We start from the raw sequence: 21,114 nt of genomic DNA, 5'->3' as shown, positions 1-21,114 counted from the left end.
TCTGTTAGCCTGCGTGACGAAGGCTTATCCCGCTCCCCTTGTCGAACAGCACCACCTTGTCCGGATCCCAGGCAAAGCGCACCGGCTGCTCGATCTCGACATCGGTTCTGGCCGGCACCGTGGCGCGCAGCATGGCGTCGCCGACCCGCAGCGTCAGGATCTTTTCGACGCCATGGTTCTCGACATCGTGGACGCGCGCTTCCACCGGCGCCCCGCCCTCGAGATAGACATCCTCGGGACGAATACCGAAGACGAGCGGGCGACCGTCGGTCGCACCGCTCGTCTTGGCACCCCCCGTAAAAGGCAGCTCGAAATTCAGCGGTGCCATCACCGCGCGGCCGTCGACGAGCTTGCCGTCGATGAGGTTCATCGGCGGCGAGCCGACGAAGCTCGCCACATAGGTGTCGCGCGGATTGTTATAGATCTCATACGGTGTGCCGGTCTGGACGATGCGGCCATGGTTGAGCACGCCAACCTTGTCGCCCATCGACATCGCCTCGATCTGGTCGTGCGTGACGAACAGGAAGGTCTGACCAAGGTTCATTTGGATGTTCTTCAGCTCGGTACGCAGCGCCTCCCGCAGCTTGGCATCGAGCGCCGACAGCGGCTCATCCATCAGGAATACGCGGGGCTTCCTGACGATGGCGCGACCAATCGAGACGCGCTGCATCTCGCCGCCAGAGAGGCGATCCGTCTTGCGGTCGAGCAGATGCTCGATACGCAAGGTCCTGGCAACGCGATCGACGCGCGTCTTGATCTCGTCGGGCTCGATGCGGCGGATTTTCGGCTTCAGCGGGAATTCGAGATTCTCGCGCACCGTGTAGCGCGGGTAGAGCGAGTATTGCTGCAGAACCAGCGCCACGTCGCGCTCGGCCGCACCCCAGTCAGCGACATCAGCGCCGTCGATGAGTATCTGCCCCTCATCCGGCTTTTCCAGGCCGGCAATCATGCGCAGCGTCGTCGTCTTGCCGGCGCCGGTCTCGCCGAGCAGCACGAAGAACTCGCCGTCGGCAATGTCGAGATTGAGCCCGGTCAATGCGGTGTGATTGCCGAATGTCTTCGAGATATTCTTGAGCTGGATATGGGCCATCAGAGTCTCACCCCCAGCGAATTGCCGCTTGTCGTGTCGAAGAAGTGCGCCTGCGCCGGGTCGAGCCTGGCGAAAACCTGAACCCCCGGCTTGCCGACGAAACCGGAACGGGTGCGGGCGCGCAACATCTGTGCCCCGACCTTGAGGTCGACGATATCGTAGGAGCCAAGCGGTTCGATGATGTGCGCCTCGACCGGCAGGTAACCGTCCGCCGGCTCGCGCGAGACCATCACGCCTTCGGGGCGGATGCCGAGTGCAAGGCGGTCCTGCCCGACGTTCGCGGCGTCGAGCTGGCCGCCCAGTTCGGCCGGGAAAAGGAACCCTTCCGCGGCCCCGTCGAGGGTGACCCTGGCGCCGGAGCCGTTCATCGTCACCGCCGCGTTGGCGACGTTCATCACCGGCGAGCCAACGAATTGCGCGACGAACAAATTGGCCGGGTGCGTATACACTTCCGATGGGCTGCCTACCTGCTGCAGAACGCCCTCATGCATAATGACGATGCGGTCGGCAAGGCTCATCGCCTCGATCTGATCGTGGGTGACGTAGATGGTGGTCGAGCCCTGCTTGATGTGCAGCCGCTTGATCTCCGCGCGCATCTCCTCGCGCAGCTTGGCGTCGAGTGCGCCGATCGGCTCGTCCATCAGCATCGCCTTCGGCCGCCGCACCAGCGCCCGGCCGATCGCCACGCGCTGCATGTCGCCGCCCGACAGCGCCGACGGCTTCTTGCCGAGCAGGTCGGTGATCTGCAGCACTTTGGCGACCGAGCGCACCTCGCCGTCGATCTCCGCCTTGCTCTTGCGCATGGCGCGCAACGGAAAAGCGATGTTCTCGTAGACGCTCATATGCGGATAGAGCGAGAACGATTGGAAGACCATGGCGATGTCGCGGTCGGCAGCCTTGAGATGCTGGACCGGTTTGCCGTCGATGAGGACATCGCCGCCGTCGATCGTCTCCAGCCCGGCGATGGCGCGAAGCGTCGTCGTCTTGCCGCAGCCCGACTGGCCGAGCAGCACGATGAACTCGTTGTCGTCGACCTTGAGATTGAGGTCCTTGATGACCTGAACGGCGCCGAAGAATTTCTGGACGCCACGAAGCTCGATCTGGGTCATGCGTGACCTTCTTTTTCCGGCCGGCCGGTCGCTTGCGGCTTCTGCCTTGGACCGACCCAGCCGGTGATCATGAACGTCAGCAGCCCGACGATGATGATCGTCAGGCCGTAGCGGTGCAGGAAGAGATTCCACGGCTGGCAGAGCGCGATGATGCCGCACACCATCACGATCTCGGCCGTGCGCTGGATTGTAGCATGGCGGATCATTTGCGAATCGCTCCGAAGGACATGCCGCGCAGGAGGTGGTTGCGCAACAGGAAGGTGAAGATGGCGACAGGCAGCAGGAACAGGAAGGTGCCGGCCGCGATGACCGTCCAGTCGGGCAACCCGGAACCGACCTGGCTTGGAATGAACGGCGGCGCGGTCTGGGCGCGTCGGTTGGTCATGATCAGCGCGAACGCATATTCGTTCCACGCCGTGATGAAGCAGAACACGGCGGTGGCGGCGATGCCGGTGGCCGCCTCCGGCAGCACGATCTTGAAGAAGGCCTCCATGCGCGTATAGCCGTCGACGAGGGCCGCCTCCTCGTACTCCTTCGGAATTTCGTCCATGAACCCCTTCATCAGCCATACCGAGAAGCTGAGGTTGAACGCGGTGTAGAGGATGATCAGGCCCCAATGCGTGTCGTTGAGGCCAACCGCCCGGTACATCAGGAACATCGGGATCGCCACCACCACCGGGGGCAGCATGCGCGTCGACAGGATGAAGAAGAGCAGGTCCTGTTCCCCCTTTATCTTGAAGCGCGAGAACCCGTAAGCCGTGAAGGTGCCCATGCCGACGGCGAGGATCGTCGAGGTGATGGCGACGATCAGCGAATTCATGAAGCGGCTCGGATAGCCGGACCACTGCACCTCGCCCCTGCCCGAGCGCACCACCTTCTCGCCGCCGTCAAACACCAGCCGCTCCCACCACGGGGCGGCGGCGTATTGTTCCGGCGTCGGCGCAGTGCGCAACTGCGACCGCTTGGTGAACAGCTTTACGAAGGGCGATATCTCCGGCTGGAAGACCACCGTCGGCGGGATGGTGGTGGCGAGATTGCGCGGCTTGAACGCCGTCGAGGCTATCCAGTAGATCGGCGCCAGGAAGATCATCGTGACGATCAGCACGCCGACGATGGCGAGCTTGTTGAGCGAACGCTCGGCAGAGGTGGTGACAGCGGCCATGCTAGCGCTCCTTCACCTTGTTCAGGTATTTGACGTAGATGTTGGTGATCGCCAGGATCATGATCAGCACGATGTAGGCGAGCGCGCAGGAGCGCCCAGTCTGCCATTCCTGGAACGCCATCTTGTAGAGCCGGATCGAGATCACCTCGGTGGTTGGCTGGCTGGTCAGGATGTAGGCAAGATCGAAGGTCTTGAAGGCCTCCATGGTGCGAAAGATGATCGCGATCATCAGGATCGGCGCGACCAAGGGCAGCGTAATGCGAAAGAAGGTATAGAACGAGCCGGCGCGGTCGATCGCGGCTGCTTCGTAGAGGTGCTTCGGCACCGCCGACAGGCCGGCGAGCGACAGCAGCATCACGAAGGGTGACCACATCCAGATGTCGGTGATGGCAACCGCGTAGAGCGCCATGTCGGGGTTGGACAGCCACTCGAAGGAGCCAAGGCCGAGCGTATAGTTGATGATGCCGAAGGACGGATCGTAGAGCAGTTTCCAGAACAGGCCGACGACGGCCATCGACAGCATCATCGGCAACAGCAGCAGTGTCGTCAGCAGGCCCTTCAACGGGATATCGCGGTTGAGCAGCAACGCCACGCCGAAGCCGACGATGACCTGGCCGACTACGGAGACGATGACATATTTGGCGGTGATGGCGAAATTCGACCAGATGAACGGGTCGTTGAGCAACTCGCGGTAATTCTGCAGTCCGACGAAATTGGCCGCCGCGGGGCTCGACGCGCGGAAGTCGGTGAACGAATAGCCGAGCGAATAGATCAGTGGAAAGATGTTGAAGACGATCAGGAAAACGATCGTCGGAATGATGAAGAGATTGCGGATCGTGAGGTCGCTCATGCCGCGGGCGGCGGAGCGCGAGTTGGGATCCAGCGTGGTCATGACTGCAGTGGCCAAGGCCCGTTCCTTCCTTGTCCGGAAAAGAAAACGGAAGGGGCGGGCTCCCGCCCCCTCCGAGCGTTAATGCCGTTTACTTCACGCGGTTGTATTTCTTGAACGTTGCGTTCCAATCCGCGGCGAGCGAATCGAGCACTTCCTTGGCCGTGCCCTGATTGCCGGTGATGTACGGATAGACGCGTTGGTTCATCTGGATGAGCAACTCGGCATATTCCGGCGTCGCCCAGAAGTCCTTCACCTTGAACATGGTTTCGTAGAAGGCCTTGTTGTAAGGCGTGGCGTTCTGGAATTCAGGCGACTCGAGCACCTTGGCGCTTGCCGTGTAACCGCCGAGTTCCGCCCATTTCTTCTGCGTCTCGTCCTTGATGAACCATTCCAGGAACTTCATCGCCTCTTCCTGATTCTGGGAATAGGAGACGACGGAGATGCCCTGGCCGCCGAGCGCGGCGAACTGATCGCCGTTCGGTCCAGGAGGATTGGCGAAGAAGCCGGTGACCTTGGCATTCGGGTTGGAGGCTTCGTTGATAAGCGCCGGGAAGAAAGCGAAGTAGTTCATGCTCATCGCCGCCAGGTTCTCGGTGATCGCCTGGTTGTCCTCGATGAAGAAGCTCTTGGCCCAACCAGGAGGGGTGAAGGAATAGAGCTCCTTGTAGGCCTCGAGCGCCTTGACGTTCTGCTCGGAGTTGATGATCCCGTCGACCTTGTAAGTGGCATAGTCGCCAAGTTCGCCGCCGAAGGAGAAGATGGCGTTCTCGACGCCCATCACCAGAGCGTCATACGAGTTATCGGTATAAATGGCGACGCCGTAGCGCTTCTCGTCGGGACGGTGGAAGAATTCGGCGATGTCGCGCAGCGCCTTGAAATCCTTCGGCACGTCGAGATCGTAGCCGTACTTGGCCTTGAAGGCTTCCTTTTCCTTGGGGTCTTCGAACCAGTCCTTGCGGTAGGACCAGCCGACTGCGTCACCCTCGGCCGGGATCGACCAGTACTTGCCGGAGTTGGCCGGATATTCGGCGTAGTATTTCACCGTCGCCGGCGCCATCACTTCCTTCAGATTGTGCTTGTTGAAGAAGTCGGTGAGGTCGACGTAGTGACCGGCCTCGGATGCGGCGCCGATCCACTGGGAATCGCCGACCACCATGTCGTAGGCGCTGCCCTTGGCGTTGAACTCGGTGAATGCCTTGGTCTGGAAGTCGCCCCAAGGCGTGGTTTCGACCGTGACCTTCACGCCGCTCTCGGCCTCGTAAAGGTTGACGAGTTCCTGCAAATAGTTCGCCGGATCCCATTCAGCCCAGAATATGGTGAGTTCCTTATCCTGCGCGTAGACGGACGTTCCGCAGGCGAGCACTAAGCCGATACCAGCAAGCATGCTGGTCATTGTCTTGCGCATAATGATTTCCTCCCTTGTGCGCATTCTACCGTGTCATGCGAGCCGGCGGCGAGGCCGGCCCTGGTAGTTCCTCCCGTGATGGCGCCGTTCCGGTTTTTGAGCCTCCTTCGCCAGCCGGAAATGGATCGCAGCCCTCACTTTTAATCCGCTATATTGTCCTGATCTGGTATTACCAATTTCGGACGCACGTCAAGCTCTTTCTTGGACGGTAGCAGGCCCTCAGACAAGCGGAATCCACCAACATCTGTCTGTTTTTCTTAAATTTTCCTACTCCTTGATACGCAAGAGCCTTGTTCGCGCTACGGCGCACCGACTATTGTCAGTAATCGGCATCCCCATCTGGTCGAACCAGATCGATATTATTCCGCAGCTGTCGCCGGCGCGCTTCTGCCTCCGCCGGTCATCGATTCCATCACTGCAGCCCGTACCAGGGCGCCGGCTGCCCATTGCGCTACCGACATCATCTTGCGGCTGTCCAGCCCCCATATATCCTTCAGTATGATGAGCACTTCGACGCCGAAGATCAACGACAGGGCCTGTGCCAGGCGCTTGAATTCGCGTGGCGGCAGCCGGTTCTTGAGCGGTGCGATCGCGTCCTTGAGCAGATCGACGCGATGGCCGCGCGTGAAGGCCGGCTCGCTGCCCAGCGTGCCTGCCTGCCGCCGCGCCCACTGGTCGAGCGACAGCTTCAGCGCCGCCTTGAAGGTCGCCTCGAAGGCCTCAATGCGCGGCATGGCGGTATCGAACAGTTCGACGACGCGGCGCTCGGGATCGGTCGAGGCCGATTTCCAGGTGAGGATCGGCCCGAGCCCTTCGTCGACCACCGCCTGGACCAGCGCCGTCTGGCTTGGAAAATACCGATAGGCGGTGGCGCGGGAGACTTCCGCCGCTTCGGCGACCTCGCTGACCGAAGGCGTGGCGCCCGCCTGCATCAGCCTTGTCGCCGTATCCAGCATCAACCGTCTTGTGCGCGCGCGCGGTCCACGTGCGGCCCCAGAACCGGCATCGTCGGAAACCGCCGCTTGTTGACGTGAGACATTCATGTCAATACGATACGCGCGTCTCAAAAAATTGCAATGGTCTTCGCGATGCCGAACGGCCGGGCAAAGAGCGGCAGGCGGCAACGCCGAGCGCGCCTAGAACCGGGGAAACGCAATGAAGCGCGTCTATGTGGTGGGCACCGCCGACACCAAGGGTGAAGAACTCGCCTTTCTTGCCGATGCGGTCGCCGCCACCGGTGCTGCTGTCGTCCGCGTCGATGTTGGAACGCGCAACGCGACCGTGCCGGTCGATATCTCGGCCGAAGAGGTCGCCGGCCATCATCCCGATGGCAGCAGTGCCGTGCTGGGCAGCGACGATCGCGGCACCGCGGTGGCGGCAATGGCCATCGCCTTCACCCGGTTTGTCCAATCGCGCGCCGATATATCAGCTGTGATCGGCATCGGCGGTGGTGGCGGCACTTCGATCATCACATCAGGCATGCGCGCGCTGCCGCTCGGTCTGCCCAAGATCATGGTTTCGACGCTCGCCTCGGGCGACACCGCACCTTACGTCGATGTCTCCGACATCGTCATGATGCCGTCGGTGACCGATATGGCCGGCCTGAACCGGCTGTCTCGTGTCGTGCTGCACAATGCCGCCCAGGCGATAGCAGGCATGGCTGCAAAACCGCCGCCGCCACCCGACGGCAGACCGTCGATCGGCCTCACCATGTTCGGCGTCACAACGCCATGCGTGACTTCCATCGCCGAGCAGCTTCGTTCGACCTATGACTGCATGGTCTTCCACGCCACCGGGACCGGCGGCCGCAGCATGGAGAAGCTGGCCGACAGCGGCTTGCTGTCCGGCGTCATCGACATCACGACGACAGAAGTCTGCGACCTCCTGTTTGGCGGCGTTCTGCCGGCGACCGAAGACCGCTTCGGAGCGATCGCCCGCACGAAACTGCCCTATGTCGGCTCGGTCGGCGCGCTCGATATGGTGAATTTCTGGGCGCCACCGACCGTTCCACAACGCTATAGCGGGCGGCTGTTTTACGAGCACAATCCGAATGTGACGCTGATGCGCACGACCCCCGACGAAAGCCGCAAGATCGGCGAATGGATCGGTGCAAGACTGAGCCTTTGCGAGGGACCGGTCCGGTTCCTCATTCCCGAAAAGGGCGTCTCGGCGCTTGACATCGAAGGCGGCGCCTTCTTCGACCCTGAAGCCGATGCAGCACTCTTCGAGGCTATCGAACGTACGATCATGCCGGATAACACGCGCCGAGTGACGCGCCTGCCGCTGCACATCAACGACCCCGAATTCGCCAAGGCTGCGGTTGCGGCTTTCCTCGACATCGCCAGACAGTGAGAGCCGAAGCCATGGCCGCGATACCACGCAAGAAGATTCTGGAAAAGTTCCGCAAGATGATTGCCGGCGGCGTACCGATCGTTGGCGGCGGCGCCGGCACCGGCCTTTCGGCCAAGGCCGAGGAGGCCGGCGGCATCGACCTGATCATCATCTACAATTCCGGCCGCTACCGCATGGCCGGGCGCGGCTCGGCCGCCGGCCTGCTCGCCTATGGTAACGCCAACGAGATCGTCAAGGAAATGGCCTATGAGGTGCTGCCGGTGGTGAAGAAGACGCCGGTGCTGGCCGGCGTCAACGGCACCGATCCCTTCGTCATCATGCCGCTGCTGCTAGCCGAGCTGAAGACGATGGGTTTTTCCGGCGTGCAGAACTTTCCGACCATCGGCCTGTTCGACGGCCAGATGCGGCAAAGTTTCGAGGAAACCGGCATGGGCTTTGGGCTCGAGGTCGACATGATCGCCGCAGCACACGAACTCGATCTCCTGACCACGCCCTATGTGTTCAACCCCGATGAAGCGCGCGCCATGACCAAGGCCGGCGCCGACATCGTCGTCGCCCATATGGGGGTGACCACCGGCGGTTCGATTGGCGCGACGTCGGCCAAATCGCTCGACGACTGCGTGACGGAGATCGACGCGATCGCTGAAGCGGCGCGTGTCGTGCGCAAGGATGTCATCCTACTTTGCCATGGCGGGCCGATCTCGATGCCGGACGATGCCCGCTACATCCTCGAACGCTGCAAGGGCCTGCACGGTTTCTACGGCGCCAGTTCGATGGAGCGGCTGCCGGCAGAAACGGCGATCGCCAGGCAGACTGCGGATTTCAAGGCCGTCATGCTGGAGCATCGGACCCAAAAGTGGGAACCGGCTTTGGGAAAATCCGACGCTAAAACAAAAAGACAAAGCGGCACAAAAACTGTCGCCAAGAAAAGGAAGGGATGAGACGATGACCGACCAGAGCAAGGTATTCGTGTATCCGAAGGATGTCAGCGCCTTCGGCTTCAACTGGGGCAGACTGTCGCTGACGGTGGCTCCCGAAGTGAACGGCGCGACGCGTTTTTCCGGCGGCGTCGTCGACCTGCCGTCCGGCAAGGGCCACACGCGCCACAATCATCCAGGTGCTGAAGAGATCATCTTTGTCATATCAGGCAATGGCGAGCAGATGGTCGAAGACGAGAACGGCAATCCGGTCGTTGAGAAGGTCGGCCCGGGTTGCACCATTTATGTGCCGGAAAGCCGCTTCCATTCGACGCTGAACACCGGCGATGCGCCCATGCAGCTGTTCGTCGTCTATTCGCCGGCCGGGCCGGAACTGGCGCTGCGCGACTTGCCGGATTTCACGCTGCTGCCGCCGGGTGGGAAGTGATCTCTACACTAATCGCATTTGGAGTTGCCCCCTCATCCGGCCGCGGGGCCTGTCCTCGGGCTTGCCGGAGGCAAGACCCGTGGGCGGCCACCTTCTCCCCGACGGGAGAAGAGGTAGGCGCCGTCGCTGGCGATCTCCTCTCCCTTCGGGGAGAGGTCGGATTGTCCCGAATTGCCCTTGCAATTCGGTTGGCAATCCGGGTGAGGGGGCAGCGCCTTCATTGCAGGGCTGTCAAACTCCACCCCGGTTCCAGCCCCTGCCCCGGTCGCCGAACATGACGTAGCCAGCGTCGGTGACCGCCACCGTGTCCTCCAGCTTGATGAAGCCGCGCGTCGGGTGAAGCATCGTCGTCTCGACCGAGAGCACCATGTTTTTCTCCAGCGGCTTTTCGGCATAGGTGCCTTCATAGGTCACCGGATGGTTGGTCATCAGGAACGGCGCTTCATGCGTGATCAGCCCCATGCCGTGCGCAAAGAAATCGGTATAGGGCGCGACCTTGGATTTCTTCAGCACGCCTTGCGCGTAGGAAATCATGTCACCACCCAGCGTGCCGGCGCGTACCTTGGAAAAGGCCGCCTGCTGCACCGCCTCGACTTCGGCCAACAGATCCTCGAGTTCGGCATCCGGCTCGCCCAGAATGCCCATGCGACAGAGGTCGCCGATATAGCCGTGATAATTGCCGCCGGAATCGATCGACATCACCTCGCCCTTCTTCCATACCTGCGGCGAGGCGGCGCGGTTGTGACTGGCGCCGAGCGTCAGCAGGCAATATTCGAAATGCGCGCCGCGATTGGTCTCCTCGCGCCGTAACTGCTCGATGATCTCGGTCTTGGTCGTGCCTTCGCGTGCCCAGGCAATGGTTGCCAGCATGGAATCGGTGATCAGTTCAGAGGCGGTGCGCAGCTTCTCCAGCTCAGCTTCCGTCTTGATCGCCCGCATCCGCTCCAGCATATCAGTCCCGTCGATCAGCTTGGCGTCCGGCAACGCCTTGCGGATCAGCGTGTAGGCATCCGACGGCAGGAAAGCCGGCTCGATGCCGATGCGGGCGTTGCCCTTGCCGATTTTCGTCAGGTGCTCAACCGCGAGATTGGCGGCGTCGAGCGTGCCCCAGCAGGCGGCGTGCAAGGTCGGCGTCCAGAATGGGTTGTTCTGGTGCTCGGCGCCCTCCATGCGGTTGCCGATATAGGCGGCGTGGTCCGGCCCACCCTTCTCGTAGACCACGATAGGCAGATAGCGGCTGTGGCCGATCGCATCCATGGCGGCGAAGAAGATGAACTTGTAGCCGCCAAGCAGATATTGCGTGTTGTGCTTGGAGGTGGCGAGCAGAACATCGATACCGGCCTCCTCCATCAGCCGATCGACCCTGGCCTGGTCGAACGGGATGGTGCTGACGGCATTCTTACCCGGAGCGACGTTCATCTTTCTCTCCCTGAATTCCCTGGCCGGCCGGTCGGATCGCCGGCGGTGCCCAGTCTGGTTCTACTAGATAAGTCTGGTCCTACCAGATAAGGTCGGATTGAACCGCTTCCCTGTAACTGGTCCAGCGGACGAAATTTTCAAAGCCACATGAGGATGCGCCAAATCCGTCTCTGGCGAAACCCTCGGCAAGGCTCATAATCATCCTTGCAAGGATGCCGTCCGGCGTCCGAGGGTACTGGGCCACCCGGCCGGGTGGCTGAGAGGGACGGAGTTCGATCATGTCAGATGTCACGATTTCCAGGCGCACCATGCTTGCCGGTTCGGCATTCCTGCTGGCCTCGACGGCGCTGCCGACCATCGGTCTGGCACAGACGCCGAAGAAAGGCGGGCGGCTGGTTGTCGCCGCCGATTCCGAGCCGCGTAATCTCAACCCGGCGATCGTCGCTTCCAACGGTGTGTTCTTTATCTCGAGCAAAATCGTGGAAACGCTGGCCGAGGCGTCCTTCGACGGCAAGGACGGGCTCGACCCGCGCCTGGCGATAGGCTGGGAGGGCGCCGCCGATGGCCTGTCGGTGACGTTCAAATTGCGCGAGGGCGTCAAATGGCACGACGGCAAACCCTTCACCTCCGCCGACGTCGCGTTCTCGGCGCTGCAAATCTGGAAGCCGCTGCAGAATCTCGGCCGCACCGTGTTCAAGGATCTGGAGGCGGTCGACACGCCGGACGAACTGACGGCGGTTTTCAAATTCGCCAAACCGACACCGTTCCAGCTGATCCGCAACGCCTTGCCGGCGCTGAGCAGCGTGGTGCCGAAGCACATCTACGAGACCGGAAAGATCGAAGAGAACCCGGCCAACAACGCACCGATCGGCACTGGCCCGTTCAAATTCGTCGAACACAAGCCAGGCGAATATTACCGGCTGGAGAAGAATGCCGACTATTGGGGCAAGGACAAGCCCTATCTCGATGAAATCATCTACCAGGTGCTGCCCGACCGCACTTCGGCGGCAAGCGCGCTTGAGGCCGAAGAAATCCAGCTCGCCGCCTTTTCCGCTGTGCCGCTGGCCGATCTCGACCGCATATCCAAAGTACCTGGCCTCAAGGTGATCACCAAGGGTTATGAGGGGCTGACCTATCAACTCGTCGTCGAGATCAACCATCGCCGCAAGGAGCTTGCCGACCTGAAGGTGCGCCAGGCGATCGCCCACGCCATCGACAAGGATTTCATCGTCAAGACGGTGTTCCTCGGCTACGCCGCGACAGCCACCGGCCCGGTGCCGAAGAACGATCCGCAATTCTATACGGCCGATGTGCCGACCTACGCCTTCGACGTGGCCAAGGCCAACGCCTTGCTCGACGAAGCCGGCTACAGCAAGCGAGACGACGGCAAGCGCTTTTCGCTGAAGCTGCTGCCGGCGCCCTATTTCAACGAAACCAAGCAGTTCGGCGACTATCTGCGCCAGGCGCTGGCCGCCATCGGTATCGACGCCCAGCTGGTCAACAACGACTCGGCCGCGCATATCAAGGCGGTCTACACCGACCACGCCTTCGACCTTGCGGTCGGGCCGCCGGTGTTCCGCGGCGATCCGGCGATCTCGACTACCATCCTGGTGCAGAGCGGCATTCCGGACGGCGTGCCTTTCTCCAACCAGGGCGGCTACAAGAACGACGAACTCGACGCCCTCATCGCCAAGGCGTCCGAGACGCTCGACCCCACCGTGCGGACGGAACTTTACAAGGAGTTTCAAAAAAAGGTCGCAGCCGACCTGCCGCTGATCAATGTCGCCGAATGGAGCTTCATCAGCGTTGTCAGAGACACGGTGGGGAATGTCGCCAACAACCCGCGCTGGGCGGTGTCGAACTGGGCGGACACTTATTTGGAATCGTGACACTATCGCGCGGATGAAAATTCGCAGCGAAATCTGTGTGGGGCGCAGCGCATCTCACGATCGGCACACCGCCAAGCAGCCGGCGCCACCATGACCCGCGCGGTTCTCCTCCTTCGCCGTCGCCTCGTCGGCAGCGTCTTCGTGCTGCTGATTGTCGTGATCGGCACTTTCCTTTTGCTGGAAGCCGCCCCCGGCGACGCGGTCGACGCCTATATCGTCTCGACCGGCGGTGACGCCGGCATGATCGAATTGCTGCGCCATCGTTGGGGCCTCGACCAGTCGGCGTTGACGCGGCTGGCGAACTACCTCTGGGCGCTGCTGCATCTCGACCTCGGCCAGTCGGTCACCTTCTCGCGGCCGATCCGCGACGTCATCCTCGAACGCCTGCCCAATACGTTGCTGTTGATGGGCAGCGCCACCGCGCTCTCCTTCGGGCTCGGCTCGGCACTCGGCATCTATGCCGGCGCCAGGCCCGGCAGTTTTCGCGACCGTTTCCTGTCGATCGGTTCGCTGGCGCTGTATGCGGTACCGGGCTTCTGGCTCGGGTTGGTGCTGATCATCATCTTTGCCGTCGACCTGCGCTGGTTTCCGATCGGCGGCATCGAGAGCATCGCGTCGGGCAAGACCGGCCTCGACCGCGCGGCCGATATCGCCCGCCATCTCATCCTGCCGGTGTCCGCACTCGGCTTCATCTATCTGGCACTCTATCTGCGCATGATGCGCGCCGGCGTGGCCGAAGTCTGGCGGCAGGATTTTGTGCTCGCCGCTCGCGCCAAGGGGCTTTCCCGCCGCCGCATCGTGCTCGCTCACGTCGCCCGCAACGCGCTGTTGCCGTTGGTCACCATGCTCGGCCTGCAATCGGCGCAGATGCTCGGCGGCAGCGTCGTCATCGAAAGCGTCTTTTCGGTGCCCGGCCTTGGCCGGCTGGCGCAGGAGGCGGTGGCGGCGCGCGACACGCCGCTGCTGCTCGGCATCATTCTCGTCAGCGCCGTTCTCGTTATCATCATCAACCTTCTCGTCGATATCGCCTACGCTTTCCTCGATCCGCGCGTCGGCGCCAGCGAGACCAGCGCGTGAGCCCGTTTCGCCGCTTTCTTCGCACGCCGGAAGCGATCGCCGGCGCGATCATTCTGGTAGCGCTGTTCGCCATGGCGCTATCGGCGTCGCTATTCTTTCCCGGCGATCCGCAGGCTATTGCCGGGCCGGCGCTGCTGCCGCCCTTTCAGGACTGGTCGCTGCCGCTCGGCACCGACCGGCTCGGCCGTGATGTGCTGGCCGAGCTTCTCCACGGCGCCCGTACCTCCTTGGCGGTCGGGCTGGCGGCGGCAGCCGCAGCCCTTGCCGTCGGCGCAATAGTGGGCACGCTGGCGGGCTTTGCCGGCGGCCTCGTCGACGAGGTGCTGATGCGCATCACCGACGCCTTCCAGACCGTGCCGAGCTTCCTGCTGGCGCTGGCTTTCGTCAGTGTCGTCGGGCCGTCGCTCGGCGTCGTTGTCGCAGCGATCGCGCTTGGCGCCTGGACGGGGCCGGCGCGTGTTGCCCGCGCCGAAGTGCTGTCGATCCGCGAGCGCGATTTTGTCGCCGGCGCCCGTGTCATCGGCATGCATCCGCTGGAGATCGCCTTTCGCGAAGTGCTGCCCAACGCATTGCCGCTGGTGCTGGCGCTGTCGTCGGTGATCGTCGCCGCCGCGATCCTCACCGAAGCGGCCCTCTCGTTTCTCGGCCTCGGCGACCCCAACCGCGTGACCTGGGGCGGCATGATCGCCGAAGGTCGCGCCGTGCTGCGCACCGCGCCTTTCCTGTCGATCATTCCGGGCGTAGCGCTCGTGCTGACCGTGCTCGGCGTCTATCTCGCCGGTGAAGGCTTCGTCGAGACGGCGGCGGTGAGAAGGAGCCTGTCGTGACGGCGCTGCTTTCGATCCGCGATCTGACGGTGATCTATCGCCGTGACGGCAGCGAGGTGGCGGCGCTGAAACATGTCGGCTTCGATGTCGCCGCCGGCGAACGCTTCGCCATCATCGGCGAGAGCGGTTCGGGCAAGAGCACGCTGGCGCTGGCCATTGCCGGGCTGCTGCCGCAATCCACCAGGATTGAAGGCCGTATCGACTGGTTTTTGCAGTCGCCGCCATCCGAATTCATTACCCGGTCCACCCACACCCCACTCGGTGGCCGCGATATCGGCTTCGTCTTTCAGGACCCGTCGGCCAGCCTCGATCCGGTGATGGCGGTCGGCGAGCAGGTCGCGGAAGTCGCGAATACGCATCTCGGCCTTACTTGGTCGCAATCCTATGCCAAGGCAAAAACCCTGCTTGGACGCGTCCGCCTGCCCGACCCGGAGGCCGCTCTGCGCGCCTATCCCCACCAGCTTTCCGGCGGCCAGAAGCAGCGCGTGGCGATCGCCGCAGCGATCGCGGCCGGTCCGAAACTGCTGATCGCCGACGAGGCGACCAGCGCGCTCGACACAATCGTGCAGGCCGAGATCGTCGCGCTGATCCGGCAATTGGTGGCCGAGGACGGCATGACGCTGCTGTTCGTCAGCCATGACATCGCGCTGGCCGCCGAGCTGGCCGAGCGCATCGCCGTGTTCCGGCACGGCGAGCTGGTCGAGCTCGGTGCGACGGCGCAGATCATCGCTAGCCCGCGCCACGCCTACACAAGAGCGCTGCTCGACGCCCATCTCGGCCTCGATGCCGAACCGCTGCTGCGGCAGGCAGGAGCGACGAGGTGAGCAGTCCATTGCTGGCCGTTTCCGGCTTGACCAAACGATATCGTCGTGGCGACAAGACGATCGCCGCCGTCGATGACATTTCCTTCCACATCGAGCCCGGCGAGACGCTGGCGCTGGCCGGGCCGTCCGGCAGCGGCAAGTCGACGATCGCCAGGCTGGTGCTGCGGCTGATCGAACCGGACGCCGGCCATATCGAGTTCGAGGGCGGCGATTTCCTGTCCCTGAACGGCGCTGCCTTGCGCGCACGGCGCGCGCGTTTGCAAATGGTGTTCCAGGACCCGCTCGCCGCCTTCAACCCGCGCGCCATGGTAGCGCGCGTGCTTGACGATCCTTTGCGCATCCATGGCGTCGCCTCTCGACCGGAGCGCCCGCACCGCATCGCTGCTCTGCTCGAGCGTGTCGGCTTGAGCGCTGATCTCGCCGGCCGCGCCATCCACGAGATCTCGGGCGGCCAGCGCCAGCGCATAGCGATTGCTCGCGCCATCGCCACAATGCCGTCGCTGATCGTGCTCGACGAAGCGGTGTCTGCGCTCGACGTATCGGTGCGCCGACAGATCCTGCAATTGCTGCTCGATCTGCAACGCGAGCAACGGATCGCCTATCTGTTCATTTCGCATGATCTTGGCGTTATTAGCGCCATCGCTCATCGTGTCGTCATTCTCGATGGCGGCCGCGTCGCCGAGAGCGGCAATGCCCGTGCGGTCATCGGTGCCCCGCAGTCGGCGATCGGCAAGGCGCTGGTGGCGGCAGCGCCAAAGCTGAACAGGACCAGCACGCAGGACGCGGCCGATTGTCAGTAACCCAGCGCGCAACCGTCCTTGCGTGGATCGGAGGCGCCGGTAAGCGTACCCTTGTCCCAGTCGATCAGCACCAGCTGGCCGCCGCCATGCGGCTCGGTCGCGATGGACACTTGGTGGCCTCGCTCGCGCAGGCCGGCGATTGCATCGGCCGGAACGCCACGCTCCGCCTCCACCGTATCCTGTCTGTAGAACACGCGTGGCGCATCCAGCGCCTCCTGCGGGTCCATGCCGAAATCGATCATGTTGGTGAGCAGGTGGACATGGCCGAACGGCTGGTAGCCGCCGCCCATCACGCCGAACGGCATGATCGCCCGGCCCTTGGCTGTCACCATGCCTGGCATGATGGTGTGCATCGGGCGTTTTCCCGGGGCGATTCGGTTTGGGTGGTCCGCCGCCAGGCGGAAGCTGCTGCCGCGATTCTGCAGGACGACCCCGCTCCTGGGGCCGACCACCCCGCTGCCGAACGAATAAAAGGTCGAGTTGATGAAGCTGACTGCATTACGATCGCGGTCGACCACCGAGATGTAGACCGTATCGCTCGGCTGAAGCTCCAGGCGTGGCAGATGCGTCATCGCGCGCGCCGGATCGATCTCGGCGCGAAGCTGGTCCGCATGGGATCTGGACAACAACTGCTCTACGGGGACATGGACTTGGTTCTGGTCGCCGATGAAATTGTCGCGGTCCTGATAGGCAAGCCGCCCCGCCTCGATCTCGAGGTGAAAGCGCTCGGCGCCGTTCGGCTCCAGAGAGCCGAGCGAAAAGCCCGACAGCACATTCAGCATGATCAGTGCCGTCAGCCCCTGGTTGTTCGGCGGCATCTGATGGATGTCGTAGCCCCGGTAGGATGTGCCGACCGGCCTGACATAGTCGCCCTTCGTAGCCGCAAAATCCTCGAGCGCATGCAGCCCACCGAGAGCACGCAGACGCGACACCATGTCATCGGCGACCTCGCCTTCATAGAAGCCGGCACGACCGCGGCGCGAGACGATGCGCAAGGTGTCGGCCAGTTGCGGCTGCCGGTGCAGTTCGCCGGCCAGTGGCGCCTTTCCATCCGGCAGAAAAATCCGCGCGGCATGTTCGTCGGCGGCCAGCAAGGCAGCACTTTCAGCCCAGTCGAAGGCCACACGGTCTTGGACGACGTAGCCCTGTTCGGCGTAACGTATGGCGGGTGCGAGCGCGGCGTCGATGCCCTTTCTGCCGTGATCCTCGAGCAGCCGGCACCAGGCGTCGACGGCGCCCGGCACGGTGACTGCGTGCGGACCGGACTCAGGCAGTTCGTCATGCCCCCTGTCCAGATACCACTGCGCCTCTGCTGCTGCAGGTGCGCGGCCGGAGCCGTTGAAGGCCAGAACCTCGCCTTGGCCGTTGGGACAGTAGAGGACGAAACAGTCGCCGCCGATACCGGTCGATTGCGGCTCGACGACCGCCTGCACCGCCGCCGCGCACACGGCTGCATCCATTGCATTGCCGCCAGACCGCAGCATCTCGACCGCCGCCAGCGTCGCCAGAGGGTGCGATGTCGCGGCCATCGCTTCCGTCGCACGAACCGGCGAGCGCCCGGGGAGTTGGAAATCACGCATGCAGTTCAATAGCCTCTGACCAACCAGATGTGAACTGGCAACAGGAGCCAAAGGGCTGCGCCACGAAAAGCAGCACGAACGACGAAACGATCACCATGGCAGCGCTCAACCCTCGGAAGCAGCCCATCTCAATCTGCGAATTTGAAAATCTCCGTAGTGTAATCGGGGTAGGCGTCCAGACTGTCGAAAAGGTCGGCCAGGTCAGGGGTATCCGCCAATATTCCGGACAAGACCAGCGCAGTCGCCACGCCGGCACCAATTCCACCAGCGATATCGTGTTCGACGCTGTCGCCGACACAGACCACGCTGCTGCGGTCCGGGTTGCCCGCCAGCGCCAGCGCGGCGTCGAAGATCGGGGCGTAGGGCTTGCCGATGCGGGTGACGCTGCCGCCGAAGCTCTCGTAGAGATCCGCAAGCTGACCGGCGCCAAAGCGAGGCCCCACTGCCGTCAGCATGATCTTGTCGGGATTGGTGCAGAAGCACGGCACCTGCCGCATCGCTGCCGGTGCAAATAGTCTGCGATAATGGTCGATGTCGTAGCGATCGCCCTCGCTGGCGGCGATCAGCACCAGCTCGGCATCGTCGCCGTCCCCGGTCAACGTGAAAGGCAGGCCTTCAATCGCCGAGCGGTCGCCTTCGCGGCTGATCAGCAGGCACTTTGTGTTTGGGCGCAGCGTTCCGGATACCGCCATTTCGTGAAAGGACCGCCACGCGATCTCGCCGGAAGAGACAAATTGATCCCAGCTTCCTGGTTGGAAGCCGAGCTTCAGCAACCGGGCCTCATTGGGCCGCGCCCGCCTGCCGGAGTTCGAGACCAGCACGATCGTCCTGCCTGCTCGCTTCAGCGCCGACAATGCCTCCACAGCGCCCGGATAGGGGTTCGTACCATCGTGCAGCACGCCGAACTGATCGAGCAGGAACACCTGATAGCGCTCAACCAGCGCCGCGATGCCGTCGAGATGTTCAACCGTTTTCGTGCTCACAAAAGCCCCGCTTCGATTGCGCCCATCAGCGCCAGCCGCGCCGTGCCGGCGGCCGCCTCATCCGAACGCGCCGGCAGAAAACCGACCCCCAGCTTGCGCTGCCGGATCGCGGTCCAGGCGGGATTTGCCGCACCGCCGCCGACACTTCTCACCGAGAGCAGGCGAGGCGCGCCGAGCTCGGCAAGCCGGCGATAGCCGAGCGCCTCGATCTCGGCAATGCCCTCCAACATCGCTTTCAGATAGTCTGCGTCGTCAGCAGGCCGCGGCGTCAGACGTGGCGGCAGAGCAGGGTCGGCGATCGGAAAGCGTTCGCCGACCGCGGGAAGCGGATAATAGTCGAGGCCGGTCTCCGTCATGGGGTCTATGGCCGCACTCAGCTCGATGATACGCCCGAGCGAGAAATGCTGCGCCAGCACCTTGCCCCCCGAATTCGACGCACCACCCGCCAGATAGGCATCTCCCAACCGATGGCTGTAGATGCCGAACTGCGGCGCCGAGATCGGCCGGTCGGAGAGGATTTTGAGGGTCAGCGAGGACCCCAGCGCGGTGACGCCGTCGCCAACTGCCGCAGCGCCCGTCGCCAGGAACGACGCGCAGCCATCGGTCGTGCCGGCGGCCACGGCGACGTCGTGCGCCAGGCCGAACAGGTCCGCTGTGCTCGAGGTGAGCGTTCCCGTGACATCGCCCGGCCTGACGACATCAGGCAGGAGTTCCATGCGCATGCCGGTCGCCGCGATCCAGTCCGGCCAGCGGCGCGCCTCGACGTCGTAGCCGGTTTTCAGGGCATTGTTCTCGTCGCTGGTGTCGAAGCGGCCAGAGAACTGTGCCGCGATCCAGTCGGCCTGATGCAGCACCGCGGCAACGCCAGACAGGCGCTGGTATGACAGCGCCTTGGCGAGACCTGACGTCGCCCCACGTGCTGCGCTCGCGGCCGGCGCCTCGCGCGCGATCACCGCCAGAATGGCGTCGTCGTCGACCTTGTCGTTGTACATCAACGGCTCGGCCAGCGGCCGCCCGGCGCCGTCGACCGGCAGCAGCGTGCCCGAAGTGCCGTCGACGGCGATCGACCGGACCGCCGCACGATCGATGCCCGAAAGCAGTTCCGCCAGCGCCGCGCCCACCGCTGACCACCACACCGAGGGGTCGCGGGCGTTCTGGCCAAATCTGTCGAGTGGAACGGCGGAACGCGCGGCAATCGAAAAATCCGGGCGCATGGCGACGGCGCGGGCGCCTGATGTGCCGATGTCGATGCCGATCGAAAGGGGGCCAATTGGACGCGCCATGTCAGCCGCCAGCTGCATTGAGTTTCTGGCGATACTGCTCGGCGTCCCAGTTGATCAGTTCGTCGTTCTCGGCGGCGGTCAGATAATTCAGCTTCGCCGCGACGTCGACCCGCGCCGTCACGTCGGCAAGGCAGCGTTGCATGGCATCGGCGCCGGGACTGGCGTCGCCGCGCATCAGCACGCCAAGCCCGGGAAACAGGATCGCCACCGGTGCCGTGCCGCACCGTTCGATGACGCGCAGAACGTCCTCGCCAGGCCGCGCCACGACCGAACCCTTGCCGAGAAAGATGACGTGATCGGGATAGAGGCTGCCCCCCGACGCCATGCGGCAGCTTTCAGGATCGATCGCGACGGCATGCGCTTCGACATCCGCCGGCAACCTGTAACCGGTGCGTCCGATGAGCGCCGTCAATGCCGCGATGTCTGGCTCCGCCACCTCGCGTGGCGGCCGCGCCAGCAGCCCCGTGACGCGGCGCAGCAGCGCCTCGGCGCCGGCCACGGTCTCGGCTGCGACCACCAGGCCGTGATTGGCAAGGATCAGCACATCGACCCCAGGCCGAAGGCGCTCGGCAATGCCCTGGGCGAGCGGCAGGCCCGGCCGGAGATAACGGACATACGCCCATTCGAGGCCATCCAGGCGCTTGGCGATTTGAGCCTCGCAGTCGGCCTGCACGGCAAGCGAAATGGTGTCGACGCAGTGGACATGCAGAACGACGCGCTGCGGCATCAGCGCGTGAACCGTGGTCTCGATCGAGGGTCGCAGCTTGCGGATGTTGAGCGCCTGGATGGCGAACGCCTGTGGCTGATCGGCGGCCGGGTCGCGCTGTTCGACAGCCCTGAGCAGCGGGGGGATCGCCACGGGAACCATGATGTCTTCGGCGAGCGCATTCTTCAGCCAGGTACCCGAAGCCTTGATCCAGAGCGTGTCTCCGGCTTTCAGCGAAGTGTTGCCGCCCGCGGCCTGGGTCAAATGCGGGTCGCGCCCGATGCTGGCCGAAAGCGACCGCAAAGCGGCCAGTTCCTGCGCATCCGCATTGATTGCCATCGAAACTCCTTT

20 protein-coding genes are annotated in these 21,114 nt (G+C 63.5%); 8 read left to right on the top strand and 12 right to left on the bottom strand.

Features of this window, described 5'->3' with window-relative positions; all coding sequences use genetic code 11:
- Nucleotides 1-4 precede the first annotated feature (4 nt).
- The 7 genes from AC0NIE_RS09200 to AC0NIE_RS09170 all read right to left on the bottom strand — a co-directional run bounded on the left by AC0NIE_RS09200 (nucleotide 5) and on the right by AC0NIE_RS09170 (nucleotide 6,701).
- Nucleotides 5-1,090, bottom strand: coding sequence for an ABC transporter ATP-binding protein (locus AC0NIE_RS09200; protein ID WP_473487815.1), 1,086 nt, complete (start codon nucleotides 1,088-1,090; stop codon nucleotides 5-7).
- Complete coding sequence (locus AC0NIE_RS09195) at nucleotides 1,090-2,199, bottom strand: ABC transporter ATP-binding protein (RefSeq protein WP_473487814.1); 1,110 nt, start codon at nucleotides 2,197-2,199, stop codon at nucleotides 1,090-1,092. The genes AC0NIE_RS09200 and AC0NIE_RS09195 overlap by 1 nt, the downstream gene beginning before the upstream one ends.
- Nucleotides 2,196-2,405: a hypothetical protein gene (locus AC0NIE_RS09190; RefSeq protein WP_192355369.1), complete on the bottom strand. Its 210-nt coding sequence runs from the start codon at nucleotides 2,403-2,405 to the stop codon at nucleotides 2,196-2,198. The genes AC0NIE_RS09195 and AC0NIE_RS09190 overlap by 4 nt, the downstream gene beginning before the upstream one ends.
- A complete protein-coding gene (locus AC0NIE_RS09185) occupies nucleotides 2,402-3,361 on the bottom strand; it encodes a carbohydrate ABC transporter permease (RefSeq protein WP_292192860.1) in 960 nt (319 codons plus the stop codon). Before AC0NIE_RS09185 ends, AC0NIE_RS09190 begins: the two co-directional genes overlap by 4 nt.
- A 1-nt stretch (nucleotide 3,362) precedes the next feature.
- Nucleotides 3,363-4,268: a carbohydrate ABC transporter permease gene (locus AC0NIE_RS09180; RefSeq protein ID WP_029348308.1), complete on the bottom strand. Its 906-nt coding sequence runs from the start codon at nucleotides 4,266-4,268 to the stop codon at nucleotides 3,363-3,365.
- A gap of 73 nt (nucleotides 4,269-4,341) precedes the next feature.
- A complete protein-coding gene (locus AC0NIE_RS09175; protein WP_473487813.1) occupies nucleotides 4,342-5,658 on the bottom strand; it encodes an ABC transporter substrate-binding protein in 1,317 nt (438 codons plus the stop codon).
- Nucleotides 5,659-6,017: 359 nt separating this feature from the next.
- Nucleotides 6,018-6,701, bottom strand: coding sequence for a TetR/AcrR family transcriptional regulator (locus tag AC0NIE_RS09170; RefSeq protein WP_473487812.1), 684 nt, complete (start codon nucleotides 6,699-6,701; stop codon nucleotides 6,018-6,020).
- Between the two features lie 112 nt (nucleotides 6,702-6,813).
- Between AC0NIE_RS09170 and AC0NIE_RS09165 the strand changes: the two genes are divergently transcribed.
- The 3 genes from AC0NIE_RS09165 to AC0NIE_RS09155 are packed head-to-tail and all read left to right on the top strand — an operon-like array spanning nucleotide 6,814 to nucleotide 9,375.
- Entirely contained in the window at nucleotides 6,814-8,010 is a 1,197-nt protein-coding gene (locus tag AC0NIE_RS09165) for a Tm-1-like ATP-binding domain-containing protein (protein WP_473487811.1), read from the top strand.
- A gap of 11 nt (nucleotides 8,011-8,021) precedes the next feature.
- Nucleotides 8,022-8,951 carry a phosphoenolpyruvate hydrolase family protein gene (locus AC0NIE_RS09160; RefSeq protein ID WP_473487810.1) on the top strand — a complete coding sequence of 310 codons (930 nt, stop codon included), beginning with the start codon at nucleotides 8,022-8,024 and terminating at the stop codon, nucleotides 8,949-8,951.
- A 4-nt stretch (nucleotides 8,952-8,955) separates the two neighbouring features.
- Nucleotides 8,956-9,375 carry a cupin domain-containing protein gene (locus AC0NIE_RS09155; RefSeq protein ID WP_473487809.1) on the top strand — a complete coding sequence of 140 codons (420 nt, stop codon included), beginning with the start codon at nucleotides 8,956-8,958 and terminating at the stop codon, nucleotides 9,373-9,375.
- A gap of 231 nt (nucleotides 9,376-9,606) precedes the next feature.
- Here the strand turns inward: AC0NIE_RS09155 and AC0NIE_RS09150 are convergent, their stop codons facing one another.
- Nucleotides 9,607-10,794, bottom strand: coding sequence for a M24 family metallopeptidase (locus AC0NIE_RS09150; RefSeq protein ID WP_473487808.1), 1,188 nt, complete (start codon nucleotides 10,792-10,794; stop codon nucleotides 9,607-9,609).
- A gap of 278 nt (nucleotides 10,795-11,072) precedes the next feature.
- Between AC0NIE_RS09150 and AC0NIE_RS09145 the strand changes: the two genes are divergently transcribed.
- From AC0NIE_RS09145 to AC0NIE_RS09125, 5 genes are all read left to right on the top strand, one after another.
- The gene (locus AC0NIE_RS09145; protein WP_473487807.1) at nucleotides 11,073-12,683 is read left to right on the top strand and encodes an ABC transporter substrate-binding protein; all 1,611 of its coding nucleotides are present in this window, start codon (nucleotides 11,073-11,075) and stop codon (nucleotides 12,681-12,683) included.
- Nucleotides 12,684-12,773: 90 nt separating this feature from the next.
- Nucleotides 12,774-13,760 (top strand): ABC transporter permease, encoded by a 987-nt coding sequence (locus AC0NIE_RS09140; protein ID WP_473487806.1) that lies wholly within the window; start codon nucleotides 12,774-12,776, stop codon nucleotides 13,758-13,760.
- Complete coding sequence (locus tag AC0NIE_RS09135; protein ID WP_473487805.1) at nucleotides 13,757-14,587, top strand: ABC transporter permease; 831 nt, start codon at nucleotides 13,757-13,759, stop codon at nucleotides 14,585-14,587. Before AC0NIE_RS09140 ends, AC0NIE_RS09135 begins: the two co-directional genes overlap by 4 nt.
- The gene (locus tag AC0NIE_RS09130) at nucleotides 14,584-15,411 is read left to right on the top strand and encodes an ABC transporter ATP-binding protein (protein WP_473487804.1); all 828 of its coding nucleotides are present in this window, start codon (nucleotides 14,584-14,586) and stop codon (nucleotides 15,409-15,411) included. Before AC0NIE_RS09135 ends, AC0NIE_RS09130 begins: the two co-directional genes overlap by 4 nt.
- On the top strand, nucleotides 15,408-16,211 hold the full coding sequence (locus AC0NIE_RS09125; RefSeq protein WP_473487803.1) for an ABC transporter ATP-binding protein: 804 nt from the start codon (nucleotides 15,408-15,410) through the stop codon (nucleotides 16,209-16,211). The genes AC0NIE_RS09130 and AC0NIE_RS09125 overlap by 4 nt, the downstream gene beginning before the upstream one ends.
- On the opposite strand, the gene ggt is transcribed toward AC0NIE_RS09125, so the two are convergent.
- The 4 genes from ggt to AC0NIE_RS09105 form a co-directional block, all read right to left on the bottom strand.
- Nucleotides 16,205-17,791 (bottom strand): gamma-glutamyltransferase, encoded by a 1,587-nt coding sequence (gene ggt / locus AC0NIE_RS09120; protein WP_473487802.1) that lies wholly within the window; start codon nucleotides 17,789-17,791, stop codon nucleotides 16,205-16,207. The two genes, AC0NIE_RS09125 and ggt, sit on opposite strands and share 7 nt — an antisense overlap.
- 128 nt (nucleotides 17,792-17,919) lie before the next feature.
- Nucleotides 17,920-18,774, bottom strand: coding sequence for a TIGR01459 family HAD-type hydrolase (locus AC0NIE_RS09115; RefSeq protein ID WP_473487801.1), 855 nt, complete (start codon nucleotides 18,772-18,774; stop codon nucleotides 17,920-17,922).
- Entirely contained in the window at nucleotides 18,771-20,057 is a 1,287-nt protein-coding gene (locus tag AC0NIE_RS09110; RefSeq protein ID WP_473487800.1) for an FGGY-family carbohydrate kinase, read from the bottom strand. The genes AC0NIE_RS09115 and AC0NIE_RS09110 overlap by 4 nt, the downstream gene beginning before the upstream one ends.
- A 1-nt stretch (nucleotide 20,058) precedes the next feature.
- Nucleotides 20,059-21,102 carry a class II aldolase/adducin family protein gene (locus AC0NIE_RS09105; protein ID WP_473487799.1) on the bottom strand — a complete coding sequence of 348 codons (1,044 nt, stop codon included), beginning with the start codon at nucleotides 21,100-21,102 and terminating at the stop codon, nucleotides 20,059-20,061.
- Nucleotides 21,103-21,114: the final 12 nt, after the last annotated feature.

This window comes from Mesorhizobium sp. WSM4842 (assembly GCF_055901575.1).
This window is presented reverse-complemented; position numbering and strand designations above follow the sequence as displayed.

What these genes read in the sequence shown, in the direction of transcription:
- ggt (WP_473487802.1), bottom strand. Translation starts at nt 17,791, where the DNA reads ATGCGTGATTTCCAACTCCCCGGGCGCTCGCCGGTTCGTGCGACGGAA.
- AC0NIE_RS09105 (WP_473487799.1), bottom strand. Translation starts at nt 21,102, where the DNA reads ATGGCAATCAATGCGGATGCGCAGGAACTGGCCGCTTTGCGGTCGCTT.
- AC0NIE_RS09195 (WP_473487814.1), bottom strand. Translation starts at nt 2,199, where the DNA reads ATGACCCAGATCGAGCTTCGTGGCGTCCAGAAATTCTTCGGCGCCGTT.
- AC0NIE_RS09165 (WP_473487811.1), top strand. Translation starts at nt 6,814, where the DNA reads ATGAAGCGCGTCTATGTGGTGGGCACCGCCGACACCAAGGGTGAAGAA.
- AC0NIE_RS09155 (WP_473487809.1), top strand. Translation starts at nt 8,956, where the DNA reads ATGACCGACCAGAGCAAGGTATTCGTGTATCCGAAGGATGTCAGCGCC.
- AC0NIE_RS09160 (WP_473487810.1), top strand. Translation starts at nt 8,022, where the DNA reads ATGGCCGCGATACCACGCAAGAAGATTCTGGAAAAGTTCCGCAAGATG.
- AC0NIE_RS09170 (WP_473487812.1), bottom strand. Translation starts at nt 6,701, where the DNA reads ATGAATGTCTCACGTCAACAAGCGGCGGTTTCCGACGATGCCGGTTCT.
- AC0NIE_RS09175 (WP_473487813.1), bottom strand. Translation starts at nt 5,658, where the DNA reads ATGCGCAAGACAATGACCAGCATGCTTGCTGGTATCGGCTTAGTGCTC.
- AC0NIE_RS09110 (WP_473487800.1), bottom strand. Translation starts at nt 20,057, where the DNA reads ATGGCGCGTCCAATTGGCCCCCTTTCGATCGGCATCGACATCGGCACA.
- AC0NIE_RS09140 (WP_473487806.1), top strand. Translation starts at nt 12,774, where the DNA reads ATGACCCGCGCGGTTCTCCTCCTTCGCCGTCGCCTCGTCGGCAGCGTC.
- AC0NIE_RS09145 (WP_473487807.1), top strand. Translation starts at nt 11,073, where the DNA reads ATGTCAGATGTCACGATTTCCAGGCGCACCATGCTTGCCGGTTCGGCA.
- AC0NIE_RS09200 (WP_473487815.1), bottom strand. Translation starts at nt 1,090, where the DNA reads ATGGCCCATATCCAGCTCAAGAATATCTCGAAGACATTCGGCAATCAC.
- AC0NIE_RS09185 (WP_292192860.1), bottom strand. Translation starts at nt 3,361, where the DNA reads ATGGCCGCTGTCACCACCTCTGCCGAGCGTTCGCTCAACAAGCTCGCC.
- AC0NIE_RS09150 (WP_473487808.1), bottom strand. Translation starts at nt 10,794, where the DNA reads ATGAACGTCGCTCCGGGTAAGAATGCCGTCAGCACCATCCCGTTCGAC.
- AC0NIE_RS09190 (WP_192355369.1), bottom strand. Translation starts at nt 2,405, where the DNA reads ATGATCCGCCATGCTACAATCCAGCGCACGGCCGAGATCGTGATGGTG.